General features: G+C 43.6%; 16 protein-coding genes. 5 read left to right on the top strand and 11 right to left on the bottom strand.

Annotation, left to right across the window (positions count from 1 at the left end; translation table 11 throughout):
- The first annotated feature begins 14 nt into the window (after nt 1-14).
- Genes ACPD8L_RS11210 through ACPD8L_RS11200 form a run of 3 tightly spaced genes read left to right on the top strand, consistent with a single transcriptional unit; the run spans nt 15 to nt 5487 of the window.
- Nucleotides 15-2375: an ABC transporter permease gene (locus ACPD8L_RS11210; RefSeq protein WP_423943412.1), complete on the top strand. Its 2361-nt coding sequence runs from the start codon at nt 15-17 to the stop codon at nt 2373-2375.
- 18 nt (nt 2376-2393) lie between these two features.
- The gene (locus ACPD8L_RS11205; RefSeq protein WP_423943411.1) at nt 2394-4811 is read left to right on the top strand and encodes an ABC transporter permease; all 2418 of its coding nucleotides are present in this window, start codon (nt 2394-2396) and stop codon (nt 4809-4811) included.
- 13 nt (nt 4812-4824) lie between these two features.
- Nucleotides 4825-5487 (top strand): ABC transporter ATP-binding protein, encoded by a 663-nt coding sequence (locus ACPD8L_RS11200; RefSeq protein WP_423943409.1) that lies wholly within the window; start codon nt 4825-4827, stop codon nt 5485-5487.
- Between the two features lie 91 nt (nt 5488-5578).
- On the opposite strand, the gene ACPD8L_RS11195 is transcribed toward ACPD8L_RS11200, so the two are convergent.
- The 7 genes from ACPD8L_RS11195 to pdxA form a co-directional block, all read right to left on the bottom strand.
- Nucleotides 5579-6694: an NAD(P)/FAD-dependent oxidoreductase gene (locus tag ACPD8L_RS11195; protein WP_423943408.1), complete on the bottom strand. Its 1116-nt coding sequence runs from the start codon at nt 6692-6694 to the stop codon at nt 5579-5581.
- A 34-nt stretch (nt 6695-6728) separates the two neighbouring features.
- Nucleotides 6729-8081: an acetyl-CoA carboxylase biotin carboxylase subunit gene (gene accC, locus ACPD8L_RS11190; protein WP_116216593.1), complete on the bottom strand. Its 1353-nt coding sequence runs from the start codon at nt 8079-8081 to the stop codon at nt 6729-6731.
- 88 nt (nt 8082-8169) lie between these two features.
- Complete coding sequence (accB, locus tag ACPD8L_RS11185) at nt 8170-8661, bottom strand: acetyl-CoA carboxylase biotin carboxyl carrier protein (RefSeq protein ID WP_421810378.1); 492 nt, start codon at nt 8659-8661, stop codon at nt 8170-8172.
- 27 nt (nt 8662-8688) lie between these two features.
- Nucleotides 8689-9684 (bottom strand): beta-ketoacyl-ACP synthase III, encoded by a 996-nt coding sequence (locus ACPD8L_RS11180; protein ID WP_116216595.1) that lies wholly within the window; start codon nt 9682-9684, stop codon nt 8689-8691.
- A 172-nt stretch (nt 9685-9856) separates the two neighbouring features.
- The gene (rpmF, locus tag ACPD8L_RS11175) at nt 9857-10057 is read right to left on the bottom strand and encodes a 50S ribosomal protein L32 (RefSeq protein ID WP_072876398.1); all 201 of its coding nucleotides are present in this window, start codon (nt 10055-10057) and stop codon (nt 9857-9859) included.
- A gap of 7 nt (nt 10058-10064) precedes the next feature.
- On the bottom strand, nt 10065-10595 hold the full coding sequence (locus ACPD8L_RS11170) for a YceD family protein (RefSeq protein WP_116216596.1): 531 nt from the start codon (nt 10593-10595) through the stop codon (nt 10065-10067).
- Nucleotides 10596-10708: 113 nt separating this feature from the next.
- The gene (pdxA, locus tag ACPD8L_RS11165; protein ID WP_293303817.1) at nt 10709-11761 is read right to left on the bottom strand and encodes a 4-hydroxythreonine-4-phosphate dehydrogenase PdxA; all 1053 of its coding nucleotides are present in this window, start codon (nt 11759-11761) and stop codon (nt 10709-10711) included.
- Nucleotides 11762-11819: 58 nt separating this feature from the next.
- Here pdxA and ACPD8L_RS11160 point away from each other — a divergent pair, with 58 nt between their 5' ends.
- Entirely contained in the window at nt 11820-12410 is a 591-nt protein-coding gene (locus ACPD8L_RS11160) for a riboflavin synthase (protein ID WP_423943405.1), read from the top strand.
- A gap of 19 nt (nt 12411-12429) precedes the next feature.
- Here ACPD8L_RS11160 and ACPD8L_RS11155 read toward each other — a convergent pair whose 3' ends face one another.
- Complete coding sequence (locus ACPD8L_RS11155; protein WP_423943403.1) at nt 12430-13518, bottom strand: acyltransferase family protein; 1089 nt, start codon at nt 13516-13518, stop codon at nt 12430-12432.
- 10 nt (nt 13519-13528) lie between these two features.
- Nucleotides 13529-15340 carry a sodium:solute symporter family protein gene (locus tag ACPD8L_RS11150; RefSeq protein WP_116217603.1) on the bottom strand — a complete coding sequence of 604 codons (1812 nt, stop codon included), beginning with the start codon at nt 15338-15340 and terminating at the stop codon, nt 13529-13531.
- A 69-nt stretch (nt 15341-15409) separates the two neighbouring features.
- Between ACPD8L_RS11150 and ACPD8L_RS11145 the strand changes: the two genes are divergently transcribed.
- Nucleotides 15410-16165, top strand: a complete 756-nt coding sequence (locus ACPD8L_RS11145) for a sulfite exporter TauE/SafE family protein (protein WP_423943402.1) — start codon at nt 15410-15412, stop codon at nt 16163-16165.
- Between the two features lie 65 nt (nt 16166-16230).
- Here the strand turns inward: ACPD8L_RS11145 and ACPD8L_RS11140 are convergent, their stop codons facing one another.
- Nucleotides 16231-16770: a DUF2911 domain-containing protein gene (locus ACPD8L_RS11140; protein ID WP_423943400.1), complete on the bottom strand. Its 540-nt coding sequence runs from the start codon at nt 16768-16770 to the stop codon at nt 16231-16233.
- 176 nt (nt 16771-16946) lie between these two features.
- Nucleotides 16947-17642, bottom strand: coding sequence for an NUDIX hydrolase (locus ACPD8L_RS11135; protein WP_116216601.1), 696 nt, complete (start codon nt 17640-17642; stop codon nt 16947-16949).
- Nucleotides 17643-17686 lie beyond the last annotated feature (44 nt).

Here is a 17686-nt window from a genome sequence, read left to right as displayed (position 1 = left end):
GGAAATAATATCCCATGTTTAAGCATCATCTAAAAATATCATTCCGAAACCTTTTAAAGAACAAGGGGTATACTGTGATCAATAGTATTGGATTGACCTTGGGTATTTGGTGCTGCCTCATGATTTCTCTTTTTATAAAAGATGAAATTGGATGGGACAATTTCCATGAAGGGGGTGGTCAGCTTTCCCAAGTAATGGCCAATGTAGCAGCACAAAATGGTGATATTGATACATGGGATGGTATTGGATACCCCGTTGGAGAAGCATTATTGGAACACATTCCTGAAATTAAGGCCCTGACCCGCACGGCCGGACCAAGGTCTTCCGCTTTTGGAACTACCGAAAACCTTATGGATGTTAGAGTCATGGGAGCGGATCCAAACTTTTTCACTTTGTTTTCCTTTCCGCTTGACAATGGCGCCTCCCAAAGTTGTTTGGAAAACCCAAAAAGTGTGGTGATTTCCCAAGAACTGGCCTCATCCTACTTTGGCAAAGCAAATCCCGCGGGAAAATCCATATCCATTACGTTGGATGAAAATGCACAGGAATATTTAGTAACAGGAGTGTTCCAAAAGATTCCACGAAAATCCACCTTACAGTTTGATGCCGTGGTGCCCTTGGACAATTTCTTGCCCATGAACAACACCAGTTGGGGTAACGGGTGGACAAAGACCTATGCCTTATATGATGACAACCTTACCTTGGGTCAAATCAATGAAAAAATCAAGGAGACCCCAAAAAATTGGGGTAACTCCGATTGGTTCACACTCTTTCTCCAACCCTTACAGGACCGCTATCTATACGGAAAATTTGAAAATGGAAAAGTAGCGGGGGGACGCATAGACAACATATACTTGTTCCTCATCATAGCCATTGTCACCTTGGTGATTGCTTGTTTTAATTTTATTAACCTGGCTACTGCCCGCGCTGTACGGCGCACCAAAGAGGTAGGAATAAAAAAAGTCATCGGCGCGGGAAAAACTTCTTTGATGTTCCAATTTTTCATGGAATCATGGATACTTGTTACTATTTCCTCTCTATTGGCATTGGTCCTCGCCCAATTGTCAATTCCTGTATTTAATTCCATTACATCCAAAGCGCTTTCCCATATCCTCAATGAACCTTTTGTTTACATAGCGCTCCTATGTATCATTCTCATCACTGTTCTTTTATCTGGCATATATCCCGCATACTTTTTATCCCACTTTAAAGCGGTAGCGGCGCTCAAAGGTGTTTTGAAAGAAGATTTGGGTCAGAAAAAAATAAGGGCGGGACTAGTGGCTTTTCAGTTTTGTGTCTCCATTGTCATGGTTGCCGGGACTATGATTGTCTACTTCCAAATGCAATACGTCCACAACAAAAATCTAGGGTTAGACCGTGAAAACATCATCTATGCACCAATGGATATGGGCACCTACAAACATGCAGGGACCATAGTGGAGGAGCTACAGCAGTTTTCCGACTTTAAAGCCATAAGCAGGGCCAGTGGAGATTTTGTACATATGGAAGGAGGCTCATCCGACCCTATTTGGGAAGGGCAAACCCAAAAGGATGAAAAATTGTGGTTTACCATTCTCAATGTGGATTTTGGTCTGTTGGAAATGCTCGATATTCAGCTCGATCAAGGACGGTTTTTTTCTCCGGAAATGGCCACCGACACCTTGAATTATATTGTGAACGAAGAAGCGGTCAAGGCCATGGGAATGGAAAATCCCATTGGCAAAAAACTCAGTTTTTGGGGTGATGAAGGCGGACAAATTGTGGGAGTGGTCAAAGACTTTCACTTCACCTCCCTGCATACTGCCATTAAACCTTTGATCATTCGCTGCAGACCAAAGGAGTCTTATCTGTTCTATGCCAAAACCAATGTTGAAAAAACCAGTCAGGCCATTGCCCATTTAGAAACTGTCCATAAAAAATTCAGCGATTTACCTTTTTCCTATCATTTCTTGGATAACACTTTGGAGAAACGATATCAAAATGAGATGAAAATCCAAAATCTAAGCAGCATTTTTGCCCTTATTGCCATAGCTATCTCTTGTTTGGGGTTGTTTGGACTGGTAGTGTTTACCATAAATCAGCATACCAAGGAAATTGCAATTCGAAAAGTTTTGGGAGCGAACATTCCTACCCTGTTGGGTTTTCTGTCCATCGATTTTTTAAAGATTGTTTCCCTTTCTTTTTTGATTGCAGCCCCCATATCATGGTTTTTTGCCCATAAATGGATACAGGGCTTTGCCTTCCATATCACTATTGGCTGGTGGATATTCGCCTTTGCCGGATTGATGGTTCTATGCGTAGCCATGGCCACAGTTTGCCTATTGACCTTACGGGCTGCCATGGCCAATCCCGTAAAAAGTTTACGAATGGAATAACCCTTAACAAGAAAGTCTATGAATCCCATATTTCTAAAAATAGCCACACGATATCTCCTAAAAAACAGGCTCTATTCCTTTATCAACATCTTAGGGCTAACGGTGGGCATAGCTTCCTTTGTGCTGATCATGCTATATGTAAACTATGAACGCAGCTACGATACGTTCAGCGGTTCGGAGCATGTGTATCGGGTGTATATGGATTATATGGAGGGAGATGCTTTTGCCCCTGGGGATGCCCAAGTCTATAATTTATCCGGCCCAACAATTAAGCAAGAATTTCCTGAGGTGCTTGAACAGGTTCGCTTATATCATATGGGTGATGTTACTTTGGTCAACAAGGGTACCGTATTGGGTGAGAATATAGGTTCTTTGGCAGACCCATCCTATTTTGACATTTTTCCCTATCCCTTGATCAAGGGGGACAAAAACACCGCTTTGGAGGAACCCTATTCCATTATATTGAATGAATCCCTTGCACATAAGCTGTTCGGTGATGAAAACCCTCTGGGAAAAACGGTATCCACCTTTTGGGGAAACGAAGCCGTAATGACCGTTACAGGGGTCATGAAAGATATTCCCCGTAACACCCACATGAAAAACAGCTTTCTCATTTCATTTGATACCCTATGGACCTGGGAGATGTTCCAAGGGCAACAAGAATTGAATTGGGGCCAGAACAATTTCTTCACCTATTTGAAAGTTGCTGAAAATTCCAACATTGCTGCGCTCAGGAAAAAAATCCAAGAAAACAATGCCGATGGCCAAGATGATGAAAGACATAACATTGAAGCCTTGGAACGTATTCATTTATACTCCAATAAACCGTATGAGGCCGAAGCCAATGGAAGCGCAAATCGGGTCAATTTTCTATCGGCCATTGCCCTGATCGTATTATTGCTCTCTTGGTTGAACTATATAAATCTCGCCACGGCCAAATCCTTGGAAAGGGCCAAGGAAATTGGAATCCGAAAAGTGGCAGGGGCACAACGACTCCATTTGGTCTGGCAAATCTTTTCGGAATCTATCCTCATCAATGGGTTTGCCTTGATACTGGCGCTTAGCCTTGTGGCCTTGGCATTGCCTTGGTTCAACAGCTATATGGGTCAAGAATTGATGGTGGCCTTGCCCAATCTATATTCCCTTTGGCCTTTTTTTGTCTTTATCCTATTGGGAACCATCATATCGAACATCTATCCTGCTTTTATCCTGAGTGGCTACCGTCCAGCGAAAACATTGAAAGGAAAAATTCAGGGTTCCTCCCAAGGCTTGTTGCTTCGAAAAGGATTGATAACCGTTCAGTTTTTGGCAACCATAGTGCTTTTGATAGGAACCTTGGTTGTGGGAAAACAAATTCGATTCCTAAAAAATCAGCCCATCGGGGCACAACTCAATGGTGTGGTAGCCCTTAAAGGCCAAATATTGGACCAATCTTCAGATTCCCTCAAGGTCAAGGACTTTCAGGTATTAAAAGAAGAGCTGGCCAACCTAAGCTTTGTAAATGCGGTTTCAACTGCGGAAACCTATCCCGGAGGCGGATACGATAACCTATCTTCTTTTATGGGAATTACCAAACCGGATGGTTCTTTTGAGGAACAGACCGTATATTATCAGTATCAGGTACAACCCGATTTTTTCAAGGTCATGGGCATATCCTTTTTGGCCGGCGATGTATTCCATGCCAACGCCAATGGATATGGGAATGACATTGTGGTCAATGAACAGTTTGCAAAAAAAATGGGGTTCTCCAATGCTACGGAGGCTTTGGAAAAAGAGGTCAAATACTGGGGGCAGACCTGGAAGATTGTTGGGGTAATGGAAAACTACCATCACTTTGGGCTAAAAACCGCTATTCAACCACTGCTGGTACGACCAGGCACAGCGACCAGTGCCCTTTTGGTAAAATTGGATGATGCTGCCCTAAGCTCTGCCCAATTGGAGTCCGCCATGGCATCTTTGCAAAGCAAATGGAAGTCTGTCTTCCCCGAGAGTACCTTTGGCTATACCTTTTTGGATAAAAATTTTGAAGCCCAATACAACGATGACAAAAAATTTGGTGAAGCATTCGGGTTCTTTACCTTTCTTGCCATACTCATTGCCCTGATGGGATTGTTCGGGCTTACTTCCTATACCATACTACAACGGAGAAAAGAAATTGGCATACGAAAGGTAAACGGCGCCACCATGGGACAGATTCTTTCATTGTTGAACCAAGACTTTGTAAAATGGATCGGACTTGCCTTCATCTTTGCCGTCCCCATTTCCTGGTTTGCCATGAACCGATGGCTCGAAGGCTTTGCCTACAAGACAACCATAAATTGGTGGATTTTTGCACTGACCGGATTTTTAACCCTTTTCCTTACATTGCTTACCGTGAGTTTCCAAAGTATCCGTGCGGCTTCGGCCAACCCTGTTGAAACCCTTCGGGAAGAATAAATACATACAAATCATGCTACTACAACTCAACAACATTTTTAAATGGGTCAACTCTGGGGGCCAGCGTATTTTTTTGTTAAAGGACATCAACCTTGAAGTGCAGGAAGGTGAGTTCATCTCCATCATGGGGCCATCGGGTTCCGGAAAATCCACCTTGCTGAACGTCATTGGGATGCTGGACGGGTTTGATGAAGGGGGATACCAATTTTTGGACGAGCCGGTACACTCCATCAAAGAAAAACACCGGGCCAACCTGTACAAAGAATACATTGGTTTTGTGTTCCAATCCTATCATTTGCTGGATGAGCTCACCGTAAAGGAAAATCTGGAAATGCCCCTGCTCTATAAAAAATATAAAGGCGCCGAACGCAAGGCCATGGTGGCCGATATGCTGGACCGATTCAATATTGTGGGCAAAAAAGACCTTTTCCCTGCCCAATTGAGTGGTGGACAACAGCAATTGGTGGGCATAGCGCGGGCCCTCATCTCCAATCCAAAACTGATTTTGGCCGATGAGCCCACGGGAAACCTCAACTCCAAGCAAGGGGAAGAAATCATGGAACTTTTTAAGCAGTTGAATGACGAAGGCGTAACCATTATCCAAGTGACGCACTCAGAGAAAAACGCAGCCTATGGTTCAAGAATCATCAATTTGTTGGATGGACGAATGATTTAATAAAACTCAAGCATCAAGTTCAAGTTCAAGTTCAAAAAAGTATTCAAGAAACCAATATGATAGCGGTCATTGGTATTTGAGCTTGTACTTTCTAAATCAAATCCGCAAGCTCCGTTCCCACCAAACTGCCCAAAGCAACACCCATTCCGCCAAGTCGCACACCACAGTAAACGGAATTGGAAATTTGCTTTACGATGGGAGTTTTTTGGGTGCCCACCCCCATAATCCCGCTCCATCTTTGGTCAATTTCGAAGTCTTGATTGGGAAGGATTACGTTCTTGAGAAATTTTTCCAATGCATCCTGAATAATCCGGGTTTCTCCAAATTCCATGGTCTCTTCGGTTTGAAAATCGAGGTTTCGGCCGCCGCCAAACAGAATTCGGTCGTCTATATTCCTAAAGTAGTAGTAGCCCTCATCCAAATGGAACGTTCCCTTTATCTTTAGATTTTTAATGGGCTTTGTGATCAATACCTGTGCCCTAGCAGGCTTCACAGTTTCGTATCGTAGCAGTTTTGAGGCAAAACCATTCGTCGCCACAAACACCTTTTTGGAATCAAATCCAAAGCCTTCTGCATTGATGGTCACTTTGCTGCCAGTGTCTTCAATGCGTTGGACCTCTACTCCATTTAAAATGGGAATTTGGTTCTCATGGCATTTTTGAAGCAGGGCCTGCATCATTTTTCCGGTATCCAACTGACCCTCAAATTGATGGGTAATGTAGGTGTCATAGATGCCCTTAAACCCAAATTTATTCTTGGTTTTCACAAAAGATTGGGTTCCAAAAATAGGGAGAAGTAGTTTGTTCAGATGTTCCATGCTATCCGAACAGGACGCAAACAGTTCCGAATCATTCTCTAAAAAAAGCTCATGGCCACCATGCTGTTCAAACCCGATGGCTTTATTTCCCAAAAGCTTTCGTAGTACCTGGATGCCCTTATATCGCTTTTGCACCAGCTGTACCACTTCTTCCTCAGTATGCGTCTTTACATCCGATAGCACTTCTGAAATACTCCCGAAACAGGCAAAGCCGGCATTCTTGGTGCTGGCTCCTTGGGGGAGACTGCCTCTTTCCAGAACCAGAATCTTACTTTTGGGATGTTTCTCCCTTAATCGGAGTGCACAGTTAAGCCCTACGATGCCACTACCAATTACGGTGAAATCCACATGGGACAACCAGATCTTATATTCCCAATAGCTTAGCTCCATAAAACAAAAACCCCGATAAAAATCGGGGCTATATTTAGTCTTGATATTTGGAATCCATCTTGAAACCTTCCATGAATTTGGTGGTATAATTCCCGGCCAAATAATCTGGGTGGTCCATCAATTGTCTGTGGAACGGAATCGTGGTTTTCACACCTTCGATCACAAACTCATCCAAAGCCCTACGCATTTTGTTGATGGCCTCTTCCCTAGTCTGGGCGGTGGTAATCAATTTGGCGATCATGGAGTCGTAGTTCGGCGGAATCATGTACCCGCTGTACACATGGGTGTCTAAACGGACTCCATGCCCTCCGGGCGTATGAAGGGTCGTAATCTTTCCTGGAGAAGGCCTAAACTCATTGTACGGATCTTCCGCATTGATCCTACACTCAATAGAATGCAATTTTGGGTAATAGTTCTTCCCAGAAATAGGCACACCTCCTGCAACCAAAATCTGCTCACGGATCAAATCATAATCCACCACCTGTTCCGTGATGGGGTGCTCCACTTGGATACGGGTATTCATCTCCATGAAGTAGAAGTTGCGGTGCTTGTCCACCAAAAACTCTACGGTTCCCGCGCCTTCGTATTTTATGTACTCAGCTGCTTTAACGGCTGCTTTTCCCATATCTTCGCGAAGCTTGTCCGTCATAAAGGGTGACGGCGTCTCCTCTGTCAATTTTTGGTGTCTTCGCTGCACGGAGCAATCCCTTTCGGAAAGGTGACATGCCTTTCCATATTGATCGCCTACAACTTGAATTTCAATATGGCGTGGCTCCTCGATAAGCTTTTCCATGTACATTCCGCCATTGCCAAAAGCTGCTGTGGCTTCTTTCACGGCGCTTTCAAAATTCCTTTCCATTTCGTCCTCGGACCAAATGGCGCGCATTCCCTTTCCTCCACCACCGGCAGTAGCCTTGATCATAACGGGATAGCCCATTTTTTTGGCCTCTTTTCTGGCATGGTCCACATCCTTGAGCAATCCATCCGATCCAGGGACGGTGGGAACTCCTGCTTTTTTCATGGTTTCCTTGGCCGTGGCCTTATCCCCCATTTTTTCAATCTGTTCCCCCGAAGCACCAATGAACTTGATATCGTGCTCAGCACAGATTTTCGAGAACTTGGCATTTTCGGAAAGAAACCCATATCCCGGGTGAATGGCATCGGCATTGGTAATTTCTGCCGCAGCAATGATGTTGGGGATCTTTAAATAGGATTCGTGGCTGGGGGCCGGACCAATACAAACGGCTTCATCCGCAAAGCGTACATGGAGACTTTCCTCATCGGCCTTGGAATATACGGCAACAGTCTTTATTCCCATTTCCTTGCAAGTACGGATAATCCGCAGTGCAATTTCTCCCCTATTTGCAATCAATATTTTTTTAAACATAGAACACAATCTTAAATTCTGAATTCTAAATTTTAAATGACTTTAATCCTCCTTGTTAAGGTGATTAAAATTTAGCATTTAAAATTCACTACGATGGATCTACCAAGAACAATGGCTGATCAAATTCCACCGGAGAGGAGTCATCAACCAATACCTTGACGATTTTTCCGGAAACTTCGGATTCTATATCGTTGAACAATTTCATGGCTTCGATCACACAAAGCACATCTCCTTGGCTAATGGTGCTGCCGACCTCAACAAAGGCAGGTTTATCAGGAGAAGGTTTTCTATAGAACGTTCCTATGATAGGTGATTTAATGGTGATGTATTTGGAGTCATCGGATTTAGGAGCAGATTCCGCTGCAGGTGCCGCGGTTTCTTGAGTAGCTGGAGCAGCAGCCACAGGTGCGGCAGGTGCTTGGGCCATGGGAATTTGCTGTACAATGGTTGTCTCAGGGGTACTTGAGCTTGTACTACCGGTTCGGATGGTGATCTTGATGTCTTCCATCTCCAACTTCACCTCGCTGGCACCCGATTTGGCCACAAACTTGATTAAACTTTGAATTTCCTTAATGTCCATGGAATATGATTTTGTTAGTTGTGCTATTTAAGAATTATAGGCCCATTTTAAGTAAATGGAACCCCATGTGAAGCCTCCTCCAAAGGCGGCAAAAATTAAATTGTCTCCTTTTTTCAATTGTTTTTCATAATCGAACAACAACAATGGCAAGGTGGCAGATGTTGTGTTTCCGTAGCGGTGGATATTGATCATCACCTTTTCGGAATCCACTCCCATTCTATTGGCCGTGGCATCTATGATACGTTTATTGGCCTGATGGGGCACCAACCACTGTACGTCCTCATGGGTAAGATTGTTCCGCTCCATGATCAGCGCGGACACCTCGGCCATGTTGGAAACCGCAAATTTAAAAACGGATTTCCCATCTTGGTATACATAATGTTGTTTGTTCTTCACCGTTTCTTCGGACGCAGGCAAGATAGAGCCTCCTGCATCAATTTTCAAGAACTGGCGTCCAATTCCATCCGATCTCAAATACTCGTCCTGTACCCCAAGCCCTTCCTCATTGGGTTCAAAGAGTACAGCCCCGGCACCATCACCAAAGATAATGCAGGTAGTACGATCTGTATAATCAATGATCGAGGACATCTTATCGGCCCCGATCACCAAAACTTTCTTGTATTTTCCCGATTCAATATAACTGGCTGCGGTTGACATTCCATACAAAAAACTGGAGCATGCAGCCTGTAAGTCATATGCGAAAGCATTTACGGCCCCTATTTCCGAAGCCACATATGCTGCGGTCGACGCAACGGGAAGATCGGGAGTGGCCGTGGCCACCAATACAAAATCAATCTCCGAAGGGTCCACATTTCCTTTTTTAATAAGGTCTTGGGCGGCCCTTATGGCCATGTACGAAGTTCCGGCGTTCTCTTCCTTTAATATTCTCCGTTCTTTGATTCCGGTCCTTGTGGTTATCCATTCATCATTGGTATCTACCATGGTTTCCAACACTTTGTTGGATAGCACGAAATCGGGAACATATCCTCCCACAGCTGTGATCGCTGCTGTTGTTTTATTCATTTTAGCGTCTCTTTTTGTCAAAAACATTAAAATTTGACCCAGAAGAGGTGAAAATTAGTCATTTTATATGACTTTTTTATCAAAATAGGGTCGTTTTTGAAATTAACTTCAGTCCATAAAAAAACTCCCGTTAGTTTGGAACGGGAGTTGGTTTATTTTGAGGGATTTGCCATTAGGCAGCAGTTTCTTCCTCTGTTTTGTCAATCAATACTTGACCTCTGTAGTACAGTTTGCCTTCATGCCAGTGTGCTCTGTGGTACAAATGCATTTCTCCTGTTACGGAATCTTTGGCAATTGTAGGGGCTACAGCTTTGTAGTGGGTTCTTCTTTTGTCCCTTCTGGTCTTTGATGTCTTTCTTTTAGGATGTGCCATTATAAACCTATTTGTCCGTTAGTAACTTTTTTAAATCATCCCATCTGGGATCTGTTTTTTCTGATGGTTTCTTTTCCTCTTTTGGCTGCAATTCTTCCAGCTTGTCCAAGATTTCCGATTTCAACGTTCCGTCCAATACACCTGGGTGTACTCTTTTTTGAGGGACGGCCAGCACCAACATCTCATAGATGTACTGTGCAATGTTGATTTGGTACTCACCATGGGGAATGATCAAAATTTCATCATCTTCATCATTGTACTCTTCCCCAAACTTGATGACCAAGTGCAAATCTGAATGGATGGGTTGGTCAAAGGGTTCGCCGGTCATGTCACAATCCACATTCACTGTTCCCTCGGCCTCGATTTCCAATTCCATCATATTGCTCATCTTTTCCAATATGGCGGTCACCTGCACGGAAGCCCCGTTAAATTCTTGGTATTCAAAAGATTCAAAGAACGCATTGTCAATCTCGTACACAAATTCGTGTTTTCCCAACTTCAAGCCTGAAAATGGGATAAAAAACTCCTTCAGCTTCATTGTTTCTACACTTAAGGTTTGTGTACCAGCCTCTAAAGGCGGGTGCAAAGATACTACTTATTTATAAAACTGCAATTCCAACACCAACAAATATCCATCTTTGTGGAACTTTTTTAGCTCGCACGCTTGGTCTTTTGTTTTTTCAGTGGGTTTTTGCTCAATTCCATATACTCCGTACGGTTCTTAAATACTTCAATGGCCATAAAAACCGCTTCTTTAAAAGAGCTGTTGTCCGCTTGCCCTTTTCCCGCAATTTCATAGGCCGTGCCATGGTCCGGTGATGTCCTAACCTTATCAAGTCCAGCGGTATAGTTTACCCCTTTTCCAAAGGAAAGGGTTTTAAAGGGAATAAGCCCCTGATCGTGATAGGCTGCTAAAATGGCATCAAAATTCTTATGGTTGTCCGAACCGAAAAAGCTGTCTGCCGAATAAGGACCATACACTAAGGTTCCCTTATTGAACAGCTCTTTGATCACCGGCTTCAAAATTTTGTCGTCCTCTTCGCCAATGGTGCCGTTATCCCCGCTATGCGGATTTATGCCCAACAAAGCAATTTTTGGCTTACGGATTCCAAAATCCATTTTTAGGGATTTTTCCATAGTGGCTATCTTATGCCTCACCAAACTGGGTGTTATGGCCTGAGCCACATCCTTAACGGCAATATGATCCGTGAGCAACCCCACCCGAAGGGTGTCTGCCACCATAAACATTAGGCTTTCCCCGTTCAATTCTTGGGCCAGATAATCGGTATGGCCGGGAAATTTAAAATCTTCGGACTGTATGTTGTTCTTGTTGATGGGTGCCGTTACCAAAACGTCTATGTTTCCATCCTTCAAAGCGGAAACCGCGGCCCGAAGCGATTTAATGGCATAGCTGCCTCCCTCTTGTGTGGCCTGTCCGAATTCAATTTTCGGGACTTCTTTCCAAACATTTACAATGTTGATCTTTCCTTCCACTGCTTGGGATGCCTCCCTAACCCCATTGAACGTTATATCGATTCCCAAATCCGATTTCTGTTGGGAAACGGTTTTGTTCGATGCAAAAATAATTGGGGTACAGAAGTCCATCATTCGTGGGTCTTCAAATGTTTTTAAGGCAACTTCACACCCAATTCCATTTAGGTCCCCAATGGAAATCCCCAGTTTTATTTTTTGATTTTCCTTCATATAATCACTGCCGATATGGCTACTTTTGCATTACAAAACTAGTCAATTAATAAGACACATGTTCACAGGTATCATAGAGACTTTGGGGAAAGTTGAAAAGCTTGAAATAGAGGGGGGCAATTTGCACATTACCCTGTCCTCCAATATTACATCGGAACTGAAGATAGACCAAAGCGTTTCGCACAATGGGGTATGCCTTACCGTGGTGGCCATAAAAGATGACTTATACACCGTGACCGCCATTGAAGAGACCTTGATCAAAAGCAATATAGGGGACTTAAAGACTGGCGATGTGGTGAATTTGGAACGCGCCATGGTCTTGGGTGCTCGATTGGACGGCCATATTGTTCAGGGGCATGTGGACCAAACTGCACAATGCATTTCCATAGAACAAAAAGACGGGAGTTGGGTCTTTGGGTTTCAGTACGATTCCGGCTTGAGCAATGTAACCATTGAAAAAGGGTCCATTACCGTGGACGGTGTGAGTTTGACCGTGGTTGATTCCAAAAAAGACAGCTTTAGCGTGGCCATCATCCCTTATACTTTTGAACATACCCGTTTCAATACCTATATAATAGGTACAACGGTCAACTTGGAGTTCGATGTGGTTGGAAAATATGTAGCCCGTTTAATGGAACTTCGACAATAATGTCGAAAAATTCTTCGCCTTATACTTTTATAAAAATCTTCCGCTTGTACAATATGTAGGCCAATAGGCAATAAAATGCCACTACCGTTAAACCATACAGCAGTGATGATAGCTTCATGGACATAAAATCGTGCACATAAATGGTCTGGAACAACCATCCGTGCAGGGAATTGCCATCGCCCACCTTAATCATTCCAAACAGCTTGCTGATAAAACTGGACAAGAAATACACCACTATGGCATTGGCCCCGGCGTATTTAAAGATACTTCCGAATTTGATCCCCTTGACATCGGTGAGGTGATAAATAATCGCCAATACCATGTTGGCCCAACCTGCCGTTACCAAAACGAAGCTACTGGTCCACAACGCCTTGTTGATGGGGAATACCAAATCCCAAACATGGCCCAGAATTAAAAATGCACCTCCCAAACCGAACAAAATTGTGGTTTTCTTCTCTTGCTTTGAGGTCAATATCAATCCTGTGAAAATGCCCAACAACGAACTTACTATGGCAGGAAGGGTACTTAAAAGGCCTTCAGGATCATAATCGGCTTTCCACATGTGTGAGCCTAATACGTTTAGGTCAATATAGTTGGCCAAGTTGTTCGGTGCCCTTTCCAAGGTGGACGCCACCCCTTGAACTGGAACAAAAACCATGAGCAACCAATACCCAATCAACAAAATCCCTGAAACGGCAACGAGTTTTTTCCAGTCCAAATTGATAAACAGGATGGAAGCAAAGAAAAACACTACCCCGATTCGTTGTAAAACCCCAGGAAACCGAATGTTTTCAAAATCCTTGAAGAAAGGAAAAGTCAATGTGAAAGCTCCCAGGAAAAGACCCAGCCCTATCAATTTTAAACTTCGGATAGCAATCTTTTTGTAGGTGCTGGAATCTGTCTTTTTATTTTGATAGGCCAGCGCAATGGAGGTTCCCACAATAAAAAGGAAAAATGGAAACACTAAATCCGTGGGAGTGTACCCATGCCATTGTGCATGCAATAACGGGGCATACACATGGCCCCAAGTACCCGGGGTGTTCACCAGTATCATCAATACGATAGTCATTCCCCTAAAAATATCTACGGATAAAACTCTATTTTTCATGGTGCTGCTATTATAAGATGTTATCCTTGATCCTACCCCAAGCCTTGATCAGGAAAAATCCTGAAACAAGGGCCACACCGGTCAAAATGAGAGCCAGTTGGGTCTCTTGATAGATCCAATAGCCCGTTGCGAACATAATGGAGTAAATCAATACCACACCCAACAACATGGCCGTAATCCCTGCGGGAACACTCCATTTTTCGTTGCTCTTTACGATTTTTACGTTCTCAGCGTCAGCTTCATCCACAATCCTTTTCCAGCCTGGACCACCTGGCTGAATTTTGAGATAAAAGCTTCGCAAAACTTCTTTGCTTTCCGGTTGTGTCACAAACGTGGCCGTTAACCAGATGATTGATGTCACCACCATAATAAATGGTAAGTCTGCCCATTCTGGGAACACCCCGGTTTCAGGAGCAAAAAGGATTTCCCTTAATGAAGTGGTCTCCAAGAGAACGGCCAAGATCCCAGAGGAAAACATCGCTGTGATTTCACTCCAAGCATTGATACGCCACCAAAACCATCGTAGAATAAAGATAAGTCCCGTTCCTGCTCCAAAAGACAACAATAGGTTGAACACACCCATGGCATCTTGTAGTGCCAAGGCCAAAAATGCACTCAAGACCATCAATACCACAGTGGACAGTCTTCCCACATTCACCATTTGTTTCTCCGTGGCGTTTGGATTTATCTGTTGTTTGTAAAAGTCATATACAATATACGAAGAGCCCCAGTTCAACTGTGTGGAAATAGTACTCATATAAGCCGCCACCAAAGACGCCAGTACAATCCCCAAAAGACCCGTGGGCAATTTGGTCATCATCGCTGAATAGGCCAAATCGTGCCCCAGCTTATCCTCTGTTACATTAGGAAAGGCTTCATGGATACTGGCAATGTCCGGATATACCACCAAAGAGGCCAGTGCTACCAAAATCCATGGCCAAGGACGCAAGGCATAGTGCATGATATTGAAGAAGAACGTGGCTCCAATGGCATGGTTCTCATCTTTTGCCGCCAACATCCGCTGCGCGATATAGCCCCCGCCGCCGGGTTCGCCCCCAGGATACCATGAACTCCACCATTGTACGGCCAATGGAATGATCAAGGCCGTAATCAACGCTTTCTTATCGCTAAAATCGGGAAGGATACTCAGCTTCCCTTGTACATTTTCATTTTCCAAAATGGAATGAATTCCACCAACCTCGGGAAGATTAACCAGATACACGGCAGCCCCTATGGCACCTCCCATGGCTACAAAAAAGAGAAGAAAATCGCTGTAAACCACTCCTTTAAACCCTCCAAGGGCACTAAAAATAACTGTTATTAAGCCTGCGCTGATCACGGTTACCCAAGGATCCAGCCCCAACATAACACCACCAATCTTAATGGCCGCCAAGGTAACGGAGGCCATGGTGATCACATTAAAAAACACCCCAAGGTAAATGGCGCGGAATTTCCTTAAAAAACTTGCCGCCTTTCCGCCATATCTGATTTCATAAAACTCCAAATCCGTATTAACGTTGGACTTCCTCCATAACTTCGCATATACAAAAACCGTGAGCATTCCCGTCAATAGGAAACACCACCATCCCCAGTTTCCGGAAACACCTTTGGAGCGGACCAAATCGGTTACCAAATTGGGCGTATCCGTGGAAAATGTGGTTGCCACCATGGAAAGTCCCAATAACCACCAAGGCATGGTTCTTCCTGATAAAAAGTATTCTGATGAGCTTTTTCCCGATTTCTTGGAAACATAAATTCCTATGAAAAGGACAATAGCGAAAAAAGTAAAGATTATGGCATAATCTAAGGTTTGTATATCCATTGGTTTGGTTTTGGTAAGAACCAAAGATAGTTTTTTTAGGTTACTTTTGTACTCCACCAAATGTTTTGGATGTTTCTCTCCCTTCCCTCCGAAATCTCAATAATGGCATGGGCCATGGCCGCCACGGCAGTTTTTTTAATGGGAGCCTCCAAAGCCGGCCTAAAGGGCATGTCCATATTGAATGTTACCCTCATGGCCTTGGCCTTTGGCTCCAAGGCATCTACAGGAATATTCATGCCTTTGTTGATCGTTGGTGATATCATTGCCGTCATCTATTATAACAGACACACGCAGTGGAAATACATTCTCAAGTTTATTCCATGGATGGTATTGGGTATCCTTATTGGTGTTCTCGTTGGAAAGGACTTACCAGAAATGGAGTTCAAATGGGGCATGGTCACCGTTATTTTTATCAGCTTGGGCCTGCTTTACTGGTGGGACCGAAGAAAATCTACCCATGTTCCCACCCATTGGATGTTTGCTGGCTCCATGGGAATCATGGCTGGAATATGCACCATGATCGGAAACTTGGCGGGGGCGTTTACCAATATCTTCTTCCTAGCCATGCGATTGCCCAAAAACCAGTTTGTGGGTACCGCGGCATGGCTCTTTTTCATTACCAATCTTTTTAAGCTTCCCTTTCACATTTTTGTGTGGAAGACCGTTACACTAGAGACTTTATGGGTGGATATAAAACTGATACCCGCCATTTTAGCAGGGATTTATGTGGGTATCCGACTGGTAAAAATCATTCGTGAAGGATTTTTCAGGAAAATGATTCTTGTGCTTACCGCCTTGGGGGCCTTGCTTTTGCTATTCCGATAAAAAGCAACAAAAAACCCACCTTCTTTTGAAGAAGATGGGTCGAGTTTTTTTAAACTTTCCCGTATTTAGTCAATGGAAACTGGGAGTACCACATTGGCCCATTCCATGGTAAATCCGTCATTGTTAATAGCATAGGTCAATTGCTCCTTGGCTTGGGATGCCTTTTTTGGCGATGCTTTAACCCGAAGCACGTCTGTTGATTTGTTTTCCTTATCATATTCGGCCAAGGTCAGTCCTTCAACAGAAGAGCCGCTGCGTCCATGATTAGAATTAAAAATTACGGTCCAATCCCCTTTGCTGGGCACAAAGAACAAGGCATAGGTGCCGGCGGAAAGCTTTTCCCCTCCAACTGTAATATCCTTGTCCGTGGTAAAGGTTGTGGCCATATTGGCTCCTGCTCTCCAAACCTTGTCATAGGTAACAAGGCCTCCGAAAATTTCGCGACCCCGCATGGAAGGGCTGTTATACGTAATCTCGATGGATGCATCAGCTGCTTTACCCTCAACGCTTTTATAAGGGCTCTTTTGTGCAAGACTGCACATGCTAAAAAGAATGGTTAGGGTAAACAAGCTGGCCCAACGGACCGAAGTTTTTAGTTTTTTCATGGGTTTTGGTGTATTAAATCAGTTGAAACATTACAATTTTGTCTAAAGATACGGATACTGGTATAATCCAAAATGGTTCGTTTCACTACCCGCATTTGGCCTTGATTTTTCTTTCAATCCGTTGCAAAATCAACATATATTGTTGTCTTTGTTATGAAATGGAAGCGGAAATGACCTTACTCATGGTCTTTATACGAATATAACATGGGTCCCCCCTTTACTCCTGGTTTTTTTTCGCCTGTATTTTTAAGAATATCCATTTGGAAGATGCGCTTTCTAAAATTGCGTTTGTCCAATTCCAAGCCTAAAATATTCTCATAGAGATTCTGTAGTTCGGGTAGGGTAAATTTCTGTGGAAGCAATTCACCAACCACAAGGGTGTCCTTTAGATTCTTTTTAAAGAATTGATGCGCATCCCGGATAATTTGGTTGTGATCAAACCCAAGATTGGCCGGAATATGGTCCAAATCAAACCAATCAATCTGCTCCACACCACTTTTTAAGGTCAAGGGGTGGTTTTCGGGTTTTACCAAAGCATAAAAAGAGATGGTGATCACTCTTTTTGTTGGGTGCCTATCTATTTCGGAATACGCCTTTACCTGTTCAAAATGGATGTTTTCAAATCCGGTCAAGGCAAACAATATCTTTTGGGCACAATCTTTTAGGGTTTCATTCGCTTGCAAGACACCGCCCGGCAACATCCAATGATCGGTAAAGTTACCCACTGATCTTTTGGTCAGTAAAATCTTCAATTGGTTGTCCACATACCCAAAAACAGCAATGTCCGTGGTCATGGAACATTCATAGGAATCTTCGTTTACTTGATAATCATTGAGCCCATTAAGTGTTGCTGCCGATAAATCTCCTTTCATTTTTTTTTTCGCCAAAAAATTCTAATTTAGTAACTGTGTATAAA

The sequence above is a fragment of the Flagellimonas algicida genome, assembly GCF_049629585.1.
Classification (GTDB): Bacteria; Bacteroidota; Bacteroidia; order Flavobacteriales; family Flavobacteriaceae; genus Flagellimonas.
The sequence above is the reverse complement of the archived record's forward strand: the minus strand, read 5'-3'. Positions and strand labels throughout refer to the sequence as shown.

Bases quoted from the DNA above. Each gene is read 5' to 3' on its own strand.
- ACPD8L_RS11180 (WP_116216595.1), bottom strand. From the start codon at position 9,684: ATGAATAAAACAACAGCAGCGATCACAGCTGTGGGAGGATATGTTCCC.
- ACPD8L_RS11200 (WP_423943409.1), top strand. From the start codon at position 4,825: ATGCTACTACAACTCAACAACATTTTTAAATGGGTCAACTCTGGGGGC.
- pdxA (WP_293303817.1), bottom strand. From the start codon at position 11,761: ATGAAGGAAAATCAAAAAATAAAACTGGGGATTTCCATTGGGGACCTA.
- rpmF (WP_072876398.1), bottom strand. From the start codon at position 10,057: ATGGCACATCCTAAAAGAAAGACATCAAAGACCAGAAGGGACAAAAGA.
- ACPD8L_RS11210 (WP_423943412.1), top strand. From the start codon at position 15: ATGTTTAAGCATCATCTAAAAATATCATTCCGAAACCTTTTAAAGAAC.
- ACPD8L_RS11170 (WP_116216596.1), bottom strand. From the start codon at position 10,595: ATGAAGCTGAAGGAGTTTTTTATCCCATTTTCAGGCTTGAAGTTGGGA.
- ACPD8L_RS11145 (WP_423943402.1), top strand. From the start codon at position 15,410: ATGTTTCTCTCCCTTCCCTCCGAAATCTCAATAATGGCATGGGCCATG.
- ACPD8L_RS11140 (WP_423943400.1), bottom strand. From the start codon at position 16,770: ATGAAAAAACTAAAAACTTCGGTCCGTTGGGCCAGCTTGTTTACCCTA.
- ACPD8L_RS11160 (WP_423943405.1), top strand. From the start codon at position 11,820: ATGTTCACAGGTATCATAGAGACTTTGGGGAAAGTTGAAAAGCTTGAA.
- accB (WP_421810378.1), bottom strand. From the start codon at position 8,661: ATGGACATTAAGGAAATTCAAAGTTTAATCAAGTTTGTGGCCAAATCG.
- ACPD8L_RS11205 (WP_423943411.1), top strand. From the start codon at position 2,394: ATGAATCCCATATTTCTAAAAATAGCCACACGATATCTCCTAAAAAAC.
- ACPD8L_RS11155 (WP_423943403.1), bottom strand. From the start codon at position 13,518: ATGAAAAATAGAGTTTTATCCGTAGATATTTTTAGGGGAATGACTATC.
- accC (WP_116216593.1), bottom strand. From the start codon at position 8,081: ATGTTTAAAAAAATATTGATTGCAAATAGGGGAGAAATTGCACTGCGG.
- ACPD8L_RS11135 (WP_116216601.1), bottom strand. From the start codon at position 17,642: ATGAAAGGAGATTTATCGGCAGCAACACTTAATGGGCTCAATGATTAT.
- ACPD8L_RS11195 (WP_423943408.1), bottom strand. From the start codon at position 6,694: ATGGAGCTAAGCTATTGGGAATATAAGATCTGGTTGTCCCATGTGGAT.
- ACPD8L_RS11150 (WP_116217603.1), bottom strand. From the start codon at position 15,340: ATGGATATACAAACCTTAGATTATGCCATAATCTTTACTTTTTTCGCT.